Source organism: Gottfriedia endophytica (genome assembly GCF_017814275.1).
Taxonomy (GTDB): domain Bacteria; phylum Bacillota; class Bacilli; order Bacillales; family Bacillaceae_G; genus Gottfriedia; species Gottfriedia endophytica.
Window position 1 is genome coordinate 268115 of sequence record NZ_JAGIYQ010000001.1, and the last position, 13650, is coordinate 281764.

Here is a 13650-nt window from a genome sequence, read left to right on the forward strand (position 1 = left end):
CCTCATTAAAATTAAGATTTATTTTAAACGACGTACAATTGTCGCTACACGTATTGCCAATTCTTTAATCTGTTCCTCTGTGTTCCCTAATCCAAAACTAAAACGAACTGAAGAACGTAATTTTTCAGATCCTTTTCCAAACATAGCAACTAGAACATGTGATGGATCAATACTACCTGCTGTACAAGCAGATCCACTTGACGCTGCTATACCACTTAGATCTAAGTTAACCAGAAAGGACTCAATTGAAATACCCTTAAATGATAAATTTATCACATGTGGGGCTAAATATGTGCTATTTCCATTCATTTCAAATTCAATTTGTTCGTTACTAAGCTCATCCATAAGTAAAGTACGATATGCTAAATAGCTTGTAGAGCGCTCTTCACGTTCTTGCTTAATAATTTGAATTGCAGTCGCAAATCCTACGATACCAGGTACATTTTCCGTTCCTGCACGGCGTTTACGTTCCTGTTCACCACCAAAAACTTGAGGAGAGAAAACAACTGATTCTTTTGCGAATAAAAAGCCTACTCCTTTTGGCCCGTTAATTTTGTGAGAAGAAACAGACATTAAGTCAATTCCCATTTCATAAACATTAATTGGAAGTAAACCATACGCTTGGACTGCATCTGTATGAAAATAAGCTTGATGATCTTTTAATAAATCACCAATTTCTTTAATTGGTTGAACTGTTCCAACCTCATTATTAACCATCATAATTGAAACAAGTATCGTATCATCACGAAGTGCTTTCTTCACATCTTCAATTGAGATTCTGCCACTTTCATCAACTGGAAGATACGTAACTTCAAAGCCCTCTTTTTCTAATACTTTACAAGTATTTAATATAGCATGATGCTCAATCATTGTTGTAATAATATGCTTTCCTTTTTGTTTATTCGAAAAAGCTACACCGCGCAAAGCTAAATTATCGCTTTCCGTACCACCACTTGTAAAGATGATTTCATTTACCTTTGCACCAATACTCTCTGAACAAATTCTACGTGATTCATCGATCTTTTGACGGGCTTGTCTTCCAAAGAAATGAATGCTTGATGGATTACCAAACGTTTCATTCATTTCATGTATCATTGCGTCAATTACCATAGGATGCATTGGAGAGGTAGCCGCGTGATCAACATAAATTCTTTCCATTACTGCCTAGTTCCCTTCTACTAACATAGCTCTTTTAACAAAGAGCACATTATTATTAAATATAAAACATATAGCCATCCATATCATCTGTTTCTAATTTCGCCAAGTCTTCTAAAGAAGTGTGATCTAACACATCATTCACTGCTTGTTGAACTCTTGTCCAAAGCTCACGTTGTGCCTTACTTTCATCTTCTATATTCTCAATTGGTGTAATCGGTCCTTCTAATGCAAGAATGACTTCTCCCGCTGAAATTTCAGATGGTTCTCTAACTAAAATATATCCACCATACGCTCCTCTGATACTCTTAACAAGACCAGCATTACGTAATAACGATATAATTTGTTCTAAATAATGCTCTGATAAATTTTGAGCATTAGCGATACTCTTTAACGATATTGGCTTATCACAATAACGTTTTGCTAGTTCAATCATAACCGTTAATCCATAACGACCTTTTGTTGAAATTTTCATTCCTTTTCCTCCGTTCAAAGTAGCAATACTTCTATTTTATACAGAACTAGTCGACAAATCAAAAAAAAATTGTAACTAGTTAATTGGTCAACTCATCAATCTTTTATCCATCATTTTGAATAGTTTCAAGATATTCTTTATTCATATTGTATTTATATCAAAAAAAGAAACTATCCTAAAAATTCAAGGATAGTTTCATGTAAACAGATAAGATAGAACAAGTCCAACTTTTAGATAAACTGAAATAAGTGCTAAAGTAGAAAGACATTATAATTGCGGTCTTAATATTAATCCAACCCCGTTGTAATAGATTGTTGCTGCTTGTTCATCTAGATCACAAAAAGGATTTGTCCTATTTTTTGCTGTATTAATCAAACACAAAATCTCTATTTCAATCTTTTTGATTTCACATTCTGTACTAGCATCCATTAACTCTTTAAGCAATCTTAGATAGGTTGCTTTTTCCTTCTCTGTGAGCAACGTATTCAAATTCACGCCTCCTTCAAGATTACTACCGCATATAGGCGGAGTCCATTAGACAATTTGTTTCGAAATGTTGTGAAGTGATGATACGCGCTCACGTTCAGTACTCAGTGCACGACTTAAGAGGAAACTTTGTGAGGATAGGCCAGCAAGTATGCAATAACCAATTACAGTACGCAAATTACCAATCATACTTTCAGGAATAAAAAGAGAGACAAACAAAGCTGCTCCTGTAGAACCAAATAATATATCGGCAAGAAATCCTAAAAAGAAGCCTTTTTTTCGTTTTGCCGGTAACATGATGGTACCCTTATTAAAAAGAATATGAAAAATCAAACCAGTCACACCGCCAATACAAACTGCAATCAAATACAGCTTGACCATATATGGCCCTCCTTTCCTTGAACATTACAGTCCTTATATCAAGAAGGATATGAACGATGAATAAGTTTAGATGATAACCAGCAATAAAGGAGCTGTTTCTATATTATAATTGCGAAAAAATAAATTATCAAAAAATTCTTATAATTATTACAAAAATTGAATATTGAGTACTAGATTTGAAATTTCCAGTTGGAAATTATTACCTATTTTATAGCGAAAAATCTTTCTTTTTCTACAAGTTTCTAACATGGTTTCAACTAATAAAATTCTATCATTTTTATTTAATCTTTCTTTATTAATCCAATTAATGATACGATCAATCCTAAAAACATAGAACTTAATCCAAGTGAATTACTAACCGAATCATGTAGTAAGAGCAATCCTATTCCAAATAAGGTAAATTGAATACCCATAATTAAAAGTTTCAATCCACTTCTACCTTTTATCGATACATGAATTATTAACCAAATTATTATTAATAGAATTGGGGAAAACACAATAAGATTCATTTTCATATAGCACCTCCATAAAAATAATTATTATTTCTCATAATTTATATTCAATAATAGAGGATCTTTACCTTTTATTTTTTTGGTTCCAAATAAAAAGCAGACCGAAATTCATCTACATGAACTCGGTCTGCTTAAACACAAGGAGGTATACTATAAAGAAGATTCTCTTCATATTTTACTTTACAAAAGAATTCTTAATTTTTCCTTAAAAAAGAGTTTCTATTAAAATCAGTTATTTGTCCATTTCGTCATTTATCAGGCCGTGTCCTCACTGTTATTCGGCCATTTTGTCATTTTTCCGGCCGTTCCTCAGTTACACAACCATTTCTCTCAACAATTTAACTGTTTTCCTTATTTCCCTTTTTTAAAACCTTGAAGCTTTTCGTATATAGCCCCTATTCGCTTTTCGTTTCCGGCATCTTTTGGTTTGTAATATTTTCGGTCAACTAAACGGTCTGGTAAATATTGTTGATTCACCCAACCTCCAAAGCTACCTAGTGGATAGTCATGAGGATATTTATAGTTAATTCCATGCCCCATCTCTTTTGCTCCCATATAATGACTATCTTTTAAGTGAGCTGGAATATCATCGAAATTTCCACTTCTCACATCTGCTAATGCTCGGTCAATTGCTAAGTAAGTTGAATTTGATTTTGAAGCGAGACACAGTTCTACGACTGCATGAGAGAGTATTATTCTAGCCTCAGGAAATCCAACTTGTTTAGCTGCATCACATGCTAGAATTGTTTTCCACGGTTCTCCTGCTAACCCAATGTCCTCATATGCAATAACCATTAATCTACGGCATATACTCGGTAAATCTCCTGCCTCAATTAAACGGGCCAAATAATAGAGAGCCGCATTTACATCACTACCTCTTATACTTTTTTGAAAACCAGAGAGTGTATCATAATGATAATCACCGTTTTTATCATGATTAAATCCTTTACTTTTTAGAAACTCTTCAATAATCTGATCATCAACAAGAATTGTACCGTCCGAATCTTTAGAAGAACCAAATACAATCGATTCAAGTAAATTTAAGGAGGACCTTGCATCACCATTTACACCATGAGCAATCTTTAGAAGTTGTTCTTCTGAAATTTGAATTGGAAATTCTCCCAATCCTCGTTCTTCATCACGCAATGCACGATCTAATAACTGATAAATATTTTTTGGTTGTAAAGGCTGAAGTTTGATAATTTGATTACATCGACTGCGGATTGCAGAATTTACATCGTGGTACGGATTCTCAGTAGTTGCCCCAATCAGGGTAATAAAACCACTTTCTACATAAGATAACAAATAGTCTTGTTGTAGCTTGGACCAACGATGAATTTCATCAGCAAATAGAATAATTTCACCGAACATTTTTGCTTCATGCACTATGTCTTCTAACTCTTTTTTACCTGAAGTCGTTGCATTAACTGTCACGAATCGTTTATCCACGGTTCCAGCTATTGCATAAGCGAACGACGTTTTCCCAATACCAGGCTCACCATGAAGTAACATCGATGGTACACGGCCGCTTTGTATTAATCGGTATAAACCCGTTTCTTTCCCTATTATTTGTTCCTGTCCAATTATTTCATCAACCGTTCTTGGTCTCATTCGATAAGCTAATGGTTCACCGTTCATTTTTTCCCCTCCAATAAAGGATCATTTACTCATAATTGTATACGATTTGACGAATTATTTCATATACCTCATTTATTTTTATTGATTGGATACGCTAGATTTAAAAGGAAAATTACTTATGTAATAGGGAGGAGTATATATGAGCAAATCAAAATGGACAAATGAAGAAGAAAATATTCTAACTGAAATGGTAGAGAGCTATTTACATAAAAAGAAAACAAAAAAAGAAGCCTTTGATGTTGTGGCAAATATATTGAACCGTTCTTCCTCTGCTTGTCGAGCAAGATATTTAAAAATAGAAAGGTTAAAAGCAAAAGAAACTGTAATAAAGAATGAAACTATACAAATCCCTCAATCAACCACTAGCCATGACCAATCATTTACATTGGAAGATGTCATTTCTTATTTAAAAAAGTATAAAACAAATGATTATTATGAACAAAAGAATCATAAATTACGTTGCTTCTTTGCAAGCTTAGAAAAAGAAAATGAAGGAATAAAAGAACGATATCAATTAGCTTTAAGCAAAATCAAGGAAACAAAAGATTTATTTTTGGAAGGTCCTTTTGTGAATACATATAACGAAAAATAAATCTGTTTAAGGGAAATCAAGCCAAATTTTTAGTAGATGGATTGAAAAGAAAATAGGAGATTGGATCGAGGAAAAGTAAAATAATAAAAAAATTGCTCTCTCAATAAATGAGAGAGTAATTTTTTAACCTTCATTTCCAACACGTGTAATCTCAATATCTTTAATTAATTCTCTTACAACATGACTAGCACAAATTAATCCAGCAACTGAAGGAACGAATGCATTTGATGAAGGTGGCATTTTTGCTTTACGAATTTTCGTGTTTTCATCTGGAACAATTTCCTTACGAATGTCTTCACGAATGACAATTGGACTTTCATCTGAAAAAACAACGTTAACACCTTTTTGAATGCCTTCTTTTCGAAGCTTTGTACGAATAACCTTTGCAATTGGATCGTGAGTTGTTTTTGAAATGTCTGCAACTTTAAAGCGTGTTGGATCCATTTTGTTTGCAGCACCCATACTTGAAATCAATGGAATCTTACGTTTACGACATTCTCTAATTAGCTGAATTTTGAATGTAATTGTGTCCGATGCGTCTACTACAAAATCCAATGGAATTTCAAAAAATTTCTCATTTGTTTCTTCATTATAGAACATTTGGTGTGTGATCACTTCACATTCTGGGTTAATGTCCATGATACGTTGTTTCATCATTTCAACTTTTGGTTGTCCTACTGTTGAAAGAAGGGCATGTATTTGTCTATTTACATTTGTAATATCAATTACATCTTTATCAACTAAAATTAATCTACCTACGCCTGAACGTGCTAATGCTTCTGCGGCAAATGAACCTACCCCGCCAATTCCTAGTACAGCAACCGTACTATTTTGTAATCTTTCTAATCCTGCTTTACCAAACGCAAGCTCATTACGTGAAAACTGGTGTAGCATATCTTCAACTCCTACTAAAATAATCAGTTTACAATGATATAAATATACCTTACGAAAAGTCATTCCTACAAGTGAAATTTGAAATATAAAGGCTGTTTTCTTAAACAAAATATTTTAAAAAAATAACAACCTTTTAGAAACGAGCCAAAATAAAAAAAGCTAAGGCACTTCAGTTCGGATTGACCTTAGTCTTTCCAATCAACTCAGTGCCTTAACCACCTTTTTATTCTTCTACAGTTGTTTTTAATGAAAGCTCGTCAAGCTGTGCTTCTGCAACCGGACTTGGTGCATTTGTTAACAAGCAGCTTGCACTTGCAGTTTTCGGGAATGCAATTGTGTCACGCAGATTTGTACGTCCTGCTAGTAACATAACAATTCGGTCTAAACCTAATGCAATACCACCATGAGGAGGTGTTCCATATTCAAAAGCTTCCATTAAGAAGCCAAATTGTGCTTTTGCTTCTTCATCTGAGAACCCAAGACATTTGAACATTTTTTCTTGAACATCACGCTCATAAATACGAACAGATCCGCCACCAAGCTCATAACCATTTAATACTAAGTCATATGCTTGTGCTTTTACTCTACCTGGGTCAGTATCCAATTTTGGAATATCTTCACGAACAGGTGATGTAAATGGATGATGTGCTGCAAAATAACGTCCTAACTCTGCATCGTATTCAAATAGTGGCCAGTCAGTAACCCATAAGAAGTTGAATTTAGATTGGTCGATTAATCCTAAATCTTTACCAAGTTTTAAGCGAAGAGCTCCTAAGCTATCTGCTACAACAGATTTATCTGAAGCAACGAATAAAATTAAGTCCCCAACTTCACCTTCAACTGCTGTTGTTAATGTTGCTAATTCTTCTTCACTGAAGAACTTTGCAATTGGACCTTTAATGCCATCTTCTTCAAATTTTAACCATGCAAGACCTTTTGCACCATATCGACCAGCATATTCTTGTAAGCCGTCAATATCTTTACGAGAGTAGCTTCCTGCTTGCCCTTTTACATTTAAACATTTTACTTGTCCACCGTTCTCTACAGCAGAAGTAAAGACTTTAAAGTTAGATTCTTTCGCAAATGATGAAACATCAATTAATTCTAAGCCAAAACGAGTATCTGGTTTGTCTGATCCGTAACGACTCATTGATTCATCATAACTCATTCGTGGAAGAGGCGTTGTTACGTCAATATCTTTTGTTTCTTTCATCATTTTCACGATCATACGCTCAGTCATTTCCATGATTTCTTCTTGAGATAAGAAGCTCGTTTCAATGTCTATTTGCGTAAATTCTGGTTGGCGGTCAGCTCGCAGGTCTTCATCACGGAAGCAACGTGCGATTTGGAAATAACGCTCAAACCCACTCACCATTAATAACTGTTTAAAAATTTGTGGTGACTGTGGTAATGCATAAAATTCACCAGGGTGTACACGACTTGGTACTAAATAGTCACGTGCCCCTTCAGGCGTACTTTTTGTTAAAATTGGCGTTTCAACTTCAAGGAAGTCTTCTCCATCTAAAAAGTCACGAACCGATTTTGTTATTTTTGAACGTAGCTTGAATGTGTCGTACATTACTGGGCGACGTAAGTCTAAATAACGATATTTTAAACGAAGTTCTTCAGCAACTTCTGTATTATTTTCAATTGCAAATGGAGGGTTTTTTGCTTTATTGATTAGCTCTAGCTTTTCAACTTGAATCTCAATCGCTCCAGTTGCTAAATTTTTATTAACTGTCCCTTCCCCGCGAGATACAACTGTTCCTACTACATGAAGGATGTATTCGTTACGAACTGTCTCAGCAATCGCTAATGCATCTTGTGATACTTCTGGGTTAAAAACTACTTGCACTAAACCAGAACGGTCACGTAAATCAATAAAAATAAGTCCACCTAAATCACGACGTTTTTGAACCCAACCTTTTAATGTAACACTTTCACCAATATGCTTTTCTCTTAATTCACCACATAAATGCGTACGTTGCTCCATCTTCAGTTCCCCCTAAGATTATTTAGATGATAAATATTTTACGAAGATATCTATTGCGACTTCTTCTTGTTCCCCAGTTTCTTGATTTTTCAAGTTAATCACTTGACGTTGTAATTCTTCTTCTCCTAAAACCGCCACATATCTCGCGTTTAGACGATCAGCTGCTTTGAATTGAGCTTTTAATTTACGGTCTTGGTAATCTTTTTCACCTTTTAAACCAGTTTTACGTAATTGATATAACAGAGATGTTACTTCTACTTTTGCCTCTTCACCTAATGCAATGAAGAAACAATCAATTTCATTATCAATTGGAAGAGTGATATTTTGTGAATCTAATGCTAATATCAGACGCTCAATACTTAAAGCAAAACCGATAGCTGGTGTATTTGGTCCACCAAGATCTTCAACTAGACCGTTATAACGACCACCACCGCTCAGCGTTGTGATTGAACCAAAGCCTTCTCCCTCTAACATGATTTCAAATACTGTGTGATTATAATAATCTAATCCTCGAACTAGATTCGCATCAATCACAAACGGAATTTTCATTGCTGTTAAATACTTTTGTACATTTGCAAAGAAAATTTGAGATTCTTCGTTTAAGTATTCTAGGATAGAAGGTGCAGTTTTCATAGCTGGGTGATTATGATCTTTTTTACAATCTAAAATACGTAACGGATTTGATTCTAAACGAGATTTACAATCACCACATAACTCATCTACTACTGGTGTAAAATGATTTACAAGAGCATCTCTATGAGCTTTACGGCTTTCTGAATCGCCTAAACTATTTAGAACAAGCTTTACATTTTTTAGTCCTAGACCTTTATATAAATCCATTGCAAGTGCAATTACTTCAGCATCTACAGCTGGATCATTACTTCCTAAAGCTTCTACGCCAAATTGTACGAATTGACGATATCGACCTGCTTGTGGACGCTCGTACCTGAACATCGGACCTGAATAGTATAATTTTGTTGGTTGATTGCTATCACCATACATTTTGTTTTCTACGTAAGAACGTGCGATTGAAGCCGTTCCCTCAGGACGAAGTGTTAAATTACGATCTCCTCTATCAGTAAAGCTATACATTTCCTTTTGAACGATATCAGTTGTATCTCCTACTCCACGAAGAAATAACTCTGTATGTTCAAAAATTGGTGTACGAATTTCTTTATAATTGTATCGTTGACATAAGTCTCTTGCTGTTTTCTCAATAAATTGCCATTTTTCAACTGTACCAGGTAAGATGTCTTGCGTACCTCTTGGAATGTTTATAGCCATTAATAACTCCTCCTAAAAACTAAAAAAATAGAAACAAAAAAACCCTCATACCTACTGAAATAACAGTAGGGACGAGAGTTATAAGCCCGTGGTGCCACCCTAATTGAAGAAATAAAGATTTCTTCCACTTTCATCGTTAACGCCGATTACGCTTATCCTTACTAACAAATGTTTTCAGAATAAAATCTCAGGAGTGTCTTTCAATTAATTTTCTTGTAGAAATGCTCTCAGCCACGGCATTTCCTCTCTATACAAGTGTACTTAATTTACTTTTCTCCATCACAGATTATTTTCGGTATGTAATGTTATATCATATCTTACGTATCTATATTCAAATTGTCAATAATTAAAAATAAAAAATTTATGAACGCTCTAATTGTTTTTTTAATTCTCTTACTTCTCTCATTGATAAACCAAATTCGCTCGCTAATTCTATTGAGGTATTTTCTTGTTCTCTTGCTTGAAATTCATGAAAATCCATATTAAGTACTCCTTTTCTTGAAGCACCTAAACTATTTCGATGGTTTATTCTCATGTTGAAGCCCCCTTTATAATCTACTATCTAGCATTTCCACCAAATATAGATTTTAAAAGGGGATTTTAATATTTTTTATCCCATGTTAACGTACAAATCCTTAGATTAAAATATCACATGTCATTTCATTCTTAAATTGGAAACGTGAGTTATTTAGCTCAATTAGAAAACATATTATATAAAAAAGAAGGACTGCTTACGTATACTTTGTTGCTATTTTAGATTGCGTTAGTTGAATACAACTCCAGGACGCTCCCTTTCCGTGGGGCGGGAGCTGAGCCTCCTCGTCGCATACGCTCCTGCGGGGTCTCAGCCTTCCCGCTATTCCCACAGGAGTCTCGCACCTTCCGTTGTAATCAACTTCTGTCTTTAAAATTAAAAATCTCAAAAACAGAAAAGAGCCAAAAAGAAAAACAAAACAACATTGAGGTGATGTAAAAAAGGGGGCTATCTATGCATAGTAATCTTTTACATGAATTTGTCTTTTGGTTTTTACTTATTCTTACATTATTGCTATTTTATTTAGGAGTTAAGAGGAAAAAGCCTGTTTTAATCTTATTAAGTGGTTTTGCTTCTATCCCATTTACTTACTATCTTTATATAAAAAATAACACTTTGAAACTAATCTGCATTGTACCGATCCTTCTCTTTATCTATTCTTTTATCTTATATAAACAGAAAAAACACTATAAAGATGATTTCGATATATCCTAAAAAAATCGTTCAGTTACCAAAGGGTTTCATTAATTGACATGAGCTTTAATCCTATGATTGTTTCTACAACATAGTATTTTATTCCTAATAATATGATTAGCATTAAAACAATAAATAACACGAATTTTAATGTTTTTTTTACAAGTGAAAAAAGTAAGATGGCAATTAACAGTAGAAAGAAGATTTGTATCATACAGCACCCCACCTCGATTCTTTTAGAATAGTTTATTCTACTCTACTGTTTCTGTTTCCAAAATTAATCCACAAAAAAGAACACCCTTCTCGTTACGAGAAAAAGTGTTCTATTCTTCTTAGCTTTCAATTAATAAGGTTACTGGTCCCCAGTTTGTAAAGGTTACATCCATGTCTGCTCCAAAAATTCCAGTCTGAACTTCAAAACCCATTTCTCGAAGCATTGCATTGAATTGTTCATATAATTCATTCGCAATATCTGGTTTTGCTGCTTCACTAAAGCTTGGGCGTCTACCTTTTTTGACATCACCATATAATGTGAATTGTGAAACGGACAGAATCTTTCCATCAATATCTTTTAATGATAGATTCATCTTGCCTTGTTCATCTTCAAATATTCGAAGATTTGCTGCCTTTTCAGCGCAATATTTTACATCTTCTATTGTGTCATTATGGGTAATACCTACTAGAAGAAGCAATCCTTTTGGAATTTGCCCGACAACATTATCATCTACTACTACTTTTGCTTCTTTCGTACGTTGTAAAAGTACACGCATAGGGACCTCCTAGTGAAAAATACGTCTAACCGAATAGATGTCTGGAATTTGTTTTACTTTATCTACTACTTTTTGTAAATGATTAATATTTCGTATACTTAGGCTCATTGTAATGGTTGCCATTTTGTTTCGATCATTACGACCTGTTACAGCAGAAATATTTGTTTTCGTTTCATTAACAACTGATAAAACTTCATTCAATAAGCCTCTGCGGTCAAAACCGAAAATTTCAATATCAACATTATATTCCCGTTCAAATGTTGGACTTTCTGCCCATTCAACTTCTACAAATCGATTTTCATCACTATCAGTCAGCATGTTTCCACAATCGCGGCGATGGACAGATACGCCTCTACCTTTTGTAATGTATCCAACTATATCATCACCTGGAACAGGACTACAGCATTTTGATAATCGAATAAGAAGATTATCTACACCTTTTACTCGAATACCCGCATCTTTTCTTCGAGTAGGTGATTTTTTAAAGTCTGATGAAAGTTCCTTTAATCGCTCAGTTAGTTCCACCTCTGGTTTTTTACGGAACTTATCTGTTAAACGATGAGCAACTTGAGCTGCTGTAATTCCGTTATATCCAACAGCAGCAAACATGTCTTCAGCATTAGAGAAGTTGTACTTTTCAGCTACACGTTTTAAATTATCACTCGTACAAACTTCCTTTACATCACATTCCAATCCTCTTATCTCTTTTTCAACTAGCTCTTTTCCTTTTTCAACATTTTCTTCGCGTCTTTGCTTTTTAAAATATTGACGGATTTTATTTTTCGCATGAGAAGATTGAGCTAATTTCAACCAATCTTGACTTGGACCATATGAATGTTTTGATGTCATAATTTCAACGATGTCACCTGTTTTTAATGTGTAATCAAGTGGCACCATTTTCCCATTAACTTTTGCACCAATTGTTTTATTACCGATTTCCGAATGAATTCGGTAGGCAAAATCGATCGGTACGGAACCTAATGGAAGTTCATATACATCTCCTTTTGGTGTAAACACGAATACCATATCAGAGAATAAATCCATTTTAACTGATTCCATGAATTCTTCAGCATTGGACGAATTATCTTGCCATTCAATAATTTCTCTAAACCAACTTAAACGATTTTCAAGTGATTTTTGATTTGAAGTTACTGATTTATCTTCTTTGTAAGCCCAGTGAGCTGCAACTCCATATTCTGCAATTTGATGCATTTCTTTTGTTCGAATTTGGACTTCTAATGGATCACCTTTTGGTCCAATAACGGTTGTATGAAGAGATTGATATAAATTAGCTTTTGGCATTGCTATATAATCTTTAAAACGGCCCGGCATCGGTTTCCAGCAAGTATGGATTACACCAAGCACTGCATAACAATCTTTTATACTATTTACAATTACACGAATTGCAAGCAAATCGTAAATTTCATTAAATTGTTTATTTTGCTTAGACATTTTATGATAAATGCTATAAATATGCTTTGGACGACCCGAAATTTCTGGTTCAATATCAACTTCATTCAAGTGATTCTTAATTTCCGATATAACTTCTTCTAAATATTGCTCACGTTCGGCACGTTTTCTTTTCATTAAATTAACAATGCGGTAATACTGTTGAGGATTTAAATAGCGTAAAGCTGTATCTTCTAACTCCCATTTCACTTTACTAATCCCTAATCTGTGAGCAAGTGGAGCGAAAATTTCTAATGTTTCGTTTGCGATACGAATTCTTTTTTCTTGAGGTAAATGTTTTAACGTTCTCATGTTGTGTAGGCGGTCGGCTAGTTTAATTAAAATAACACGCAAATCTTGCGCCATTGCAATGAACATTTTCCGATGATTTTCTGCTTGCTGCTCTTCTTTTGATTTATATTTAATTTTTCCTAGTTTGGTCACACCATCAACTAACATAGAAACTTCTTTTCCAAACTGTTGTTCTAAATCTTCTTTTGTTACATCTGTATCTTCTACAACATCATGAAGAAAACCAGCACTTATTGTAGTTGCATCTAATTCTAGACTAACTAAAATTCCAGCCACTTGAACTGGATGGATAATATATGGTTCTCCTGATTTACGGAATTGGTCAATATGTGCATCTCTTGCATATTCATATGCACGTTTAATAAACGCCACATCTTCTTGTTTTAAATAGTGTGACGCTTGTTCAAAAACTTGTTCAGCTGTTAACACCTGCTCATTCGCCATAAACTCACCTTACATCTAGTAATTTCTTTTATTATCT

15 protein-coding genes and 1 other annotated feature are annotated in these 13650 nt (G+C 34.2%); of the genes, 2 read left to right on the forward strand and 13 right to left on the reverse strand.

Annotation, left to right across the window (positions count from 1 at the left end; all coding sequences use genetic code 11):
• Positions 1-18 precede the first annotated feature (18 nt).
• From J5Y03_RS01280 to J5Y03_RS01305, 6 genes are all read right to left on the reverse strand, one after another.
• Positions 19-1158 carry a cysteine desulfurase family protein gene (locus J5Y03_RS01280; protein WP_209401588.1) on the reverse strand — a complete coding sequence of 380 codons (1140 nt, stop codon included), beginning with the start codon at positions 1156-1158 and terminating at the stop codon, positions 19-21.
• A gap of 55 nt (positions 1159-1213) precedes the next feature.
• Complete coding sequence (gene cymR, locus J5Y03_RS01285; RefSeq protein ID WP_209401590.1) at positions 1214-1630, reverse strand: cysteine metabolism transcriptional regulator CymR; 417 nt, start codon at positions 1628-1630, stop codon at positions 1214-1216.
• A gap of 267 nt (positions 1631-1897) precedes the next feature.
• Entirely contained in the window at positions 1898-2119 is a 222-nt protein-coding gene (locus J5Y03_RS01290) for a hypothetical protein (RefSeq protein WP_209401592.1), read from the reverse strand.
• Between the two features lie 45 nt (positions 2120-2164).
• Positions 2165-2497 carry a DUF4257 domain-containing protein gene (locus J5Y03_RS01295; protein ID WP_209401594.1) on the reverse strand — a complete coding sequence of 111 codons (333 nt, stop codon included), beginning with the start codon at positions 2495-2497 and terminating at the stop codon, positions 2165-2167.
• 281 nt (positions 2498-2778) lie between these two features.
• The gene (locus J5Y03_RS01300; RefSeq protein ID WP_209401596.1) at positions 2779-3012 is read right to left on the reverse strand and encodes a hypothetical protein; all 234 of its coding nucleotides are present in this window, start codon (positions 3010-3012) and stop codon (positions 2779-2781) included.
• 348 nt (positions 3013-3360) lie between these two features.
• On the reverse strand, positions 3361-4647 hold the full coding sequence (locus J5Y03_RS01305; RefSeq protein WP_209401598.1) for a replication-associated recombination protein A: 1287 nt from the start codon (positions 4645-4647) through the stop codon (positions 3361-3363).
• Positions 4648-4786: 139 nt separating this feature from the next.
• On the opposite strand from J5Y03_RS01305, the gene J5Y03_RS01310 reads away from it, so the two are divergent.
• Positions 4787-5239 carry a Myb-like DNA-binding domain-containing protein gene (locus tag J5Y03_RS01310; protein ID WP_209401601.1) on the forward strand — a complete coding sequence of 151 codons (453 nt, stop codon included), beginning with the start codon at positions 4787-4789 and terminating at the stop codon, positions 5237-5239.
• 123 nt (positions 5240-5362) lie between these two features.
• Here the strand turns inward: J5Y03_RS01310 and J5Y03_RS01315 are convergent, their stop codons facing one another.
• The 4 genes from J5Y03_RS01315 to J5Y03_RS01330 form a co-directional block, all read right to left on the reverse strand.
• Positions 5363-6133 (reverse strand): tRNA threonylcarbamoyladenosine dehydratase, encoded by a 771-nt coding sequence (locus J5Y03_RS01315; protein WP_209401603.1) that lies wholly within the window; start codon positions 6131-6133, stop codon positions 5363-5365.
• A 223-nt stretch (positions 6134-6356) separates the two neighbouring features.
• A complete protein-coding gene (aspS, locus tag J5Y03_RS01320; RefSeq protein ID WP_209401605.1) occupies positions 6357-8126 on the reverse strand; it encodes an aspartate--tRNA ligase in 1770 nt (589 codons plus the stop codon).
• An 18-nt stretch (positions 8127-8144) separates the two neighbouring features.
• Positions 8145-9410 carry a histidine--tRNA ligase gene (gene hisS / locus J5Y03_RS01325; protein ID WP_209401607.1) on the reverse strand — a complete coding sequence of 422 codons (1266 nt, stop codon included), beginning with the start codon at positions 9408-9410 and terminating at the stop codon, positions 8145-8147.
• Between the two features lie 64 nt (positions 9411-9474).
• Positions 9475-9702 (reverse strand) — a binding site (T-box leader).
• Between the two features lie 69 nt (positions 9703-9771).
• The gene (locus J5Y03_RS01330; protein WP_209401615.1) at positions 9772-9945 is read right to left on the reverse strand and encodes a hypothetical protein; all 174 of its coding nucleotides are present in this window, start codon (positions 9943-9945) and stop codon (positions 9772-9774) included.
• A 453-nt stretch (positions 9946-10398) separates the two neighbouring features.
• Here J5Y03_RS01330 and J5Y03_RS01335 point away from each other — a divergent pair, with 453 nt between their 5' ends.
• Positions 10399-10659 carry a hypothetical protein gene (locus tag J5Y03_RS01335; protein WP_209401617.1) on the forward strand — a complete coding sequence of 87 codons (261 nt, stop codon included), beginning with the start codon at positions 10399-10401 and terminating at the stop codon, positions 10657-10659.
• 13 nt (positions 10660-10672) lie between these two features.
• Here J5Y03_RS01335 and J5Y03_RS01340 read toward each other — a convergent pair whose 3' ends face one another.
• The 3 genes from J5Y03_RS01340 to J5Y03_RS01350 all read right to left on the reverse strand — a co-directional run bounded on the left by J5Y03_RS01340 (position 10673) and on the right by J5Y03_RS01350 (position 13613).
• Positions 10673-10852: a hypothetical protein gene (locus tag J5Y03_RS01340; protein ID WP_209401619.1), complete on the reverse strand. Its 180-nt coding sequence runs from the start codon at positions 10850-10852 to the stop codon at positions 10673-10675.
• A gap of 118 nt (positions 10853-10970) precedes the next feature.
• Complete coding sequence (gene dtd / locus J5Y03_RS01345) at positions 10971-11408, reverse strand: D-aminoacyl-tRNA deacylase (protein ID WP_209401628.1); 438 nt, start codon at positions 11406-11408, stop codon at positions 10971-10973.
• 9 nt (positions 11409-11417) lie between these two features.
• Positions 11418-13613, reverse strand: coding sequence for a RelA/SpoT family protein (locus J5Y03_RS01350; protein ID WP_209401631.1), 2196 nt, complete (start codon positions 13611-13613; stop codon positions 11418-11420).
• Positions 13614-13650: the final 37 nt, after the last annotated feature.

What these genes read in the sequence shown, in the direction of transcription:
- J5Y03_RS01300 (WP_209401596.1), bottom strand. Translation starts at nt 3,012, where the DNA reads ATGAAAATGAATCTTATTGTGTTTTCCCCAATTCTATTAATAATAATT.
- J5Y03_RS01315 (WP_209401603.1), bottom strand. Translation starts at nt 6,133, where the DNA reads ATGCTACACCAGTTTTCACGTAATGAGCTTGCGTTTGGTAAAGCAGGA.
- aspS (WP_209401605.1), bottom strand. Translation starts at nt 8,126, where the DNA reads ATGGAGCAACGTACGCATTTATGTGGTGAATTAAGAGAAAAGCATATT.
- J5Y03_RS01350 (WP_209401631.1), bottom strand. Translation starts at nt 13,613, where the DNA reads ATGGCGAATGAGCAGGTGTTAACAGCTGAACAAGTTTTTGAACAAGCG.
- hisS (WP_209401607.1), bottom strand. Translation starts at nt 9,410, where the DNA reads ATGGCTATAAACATTCCAAGAGGTACGCAAGACATCTTACCTGGTACA.
- J5Y03_RS01335 (WP_209401617.1), top strand. Translation starts at nt 10,399, where the DNA reads ATGCATAGTAATCTTTTACATGAATTTGTCTTTTGGTTTTTACTTATT.
- cymR (WP_209401590.1), bottom strand. Translation starts at nt 1,630, where the DNA reads ATGAAAATTTCAACAAAAGGTCGTTATGGATTAACGGTTATGATTGAA.
- J5Y03_RS01310 (WP_209401601.1), top strand. Translation starts at nt 4,787, where the DNA reads ATGAGCAAATCAAAATGGACAAATGAAGAAGAAAATATTCTAACTGAA.
- J5Y03_RS01295 (WP_209401594.1), bottom strand. Translation starts at nt 2,497, where the DNA reads ATGGTCAAGCTGTATTTGATTGCAGTTTGTATTGGCGGTGTGACTGGT.
- J5Y03_RS01305 (WP_209401598.1), bottom strand. Translation starts at nt 4,647, where the DNA reads ATGAACGGTGAACCATTAGCTTATCGAATGAGACCAAGAACGGTTGAT.
- J5Y03_RS01280 (WP_209401588.1), bottom strand. Translation starts at nt 1,158, where the DNA reads ATGGAAAGAATTTATGTTGATCACGCGGCTACCTCTCCAATGCATCCT.
- J5Y03_RS01340 (WP_209401619.1), bottom strand. Translation starts at nt 10,852, where the DNA reads ATGATACAAATCTTCTTTCTACTGTTAATTGCCATCTTACTTTTTTCA.
- dtd (WP_209401628.1), bottom strand. Translation starts at nt 11,408, where the DNA reads ATGCGTGTACTTTTACAACGTACGAAAGAAGCAAAAGTAGTAGTAGAT.
- J5Y03_RS01330 (WP_209401615.1), bottom strand. Translation starts at nt 9,945, where the DNA reads ATGAGAATAAACCATCGAAATAGTTTAGGTGCTTCAAGAAAAGGAGTA.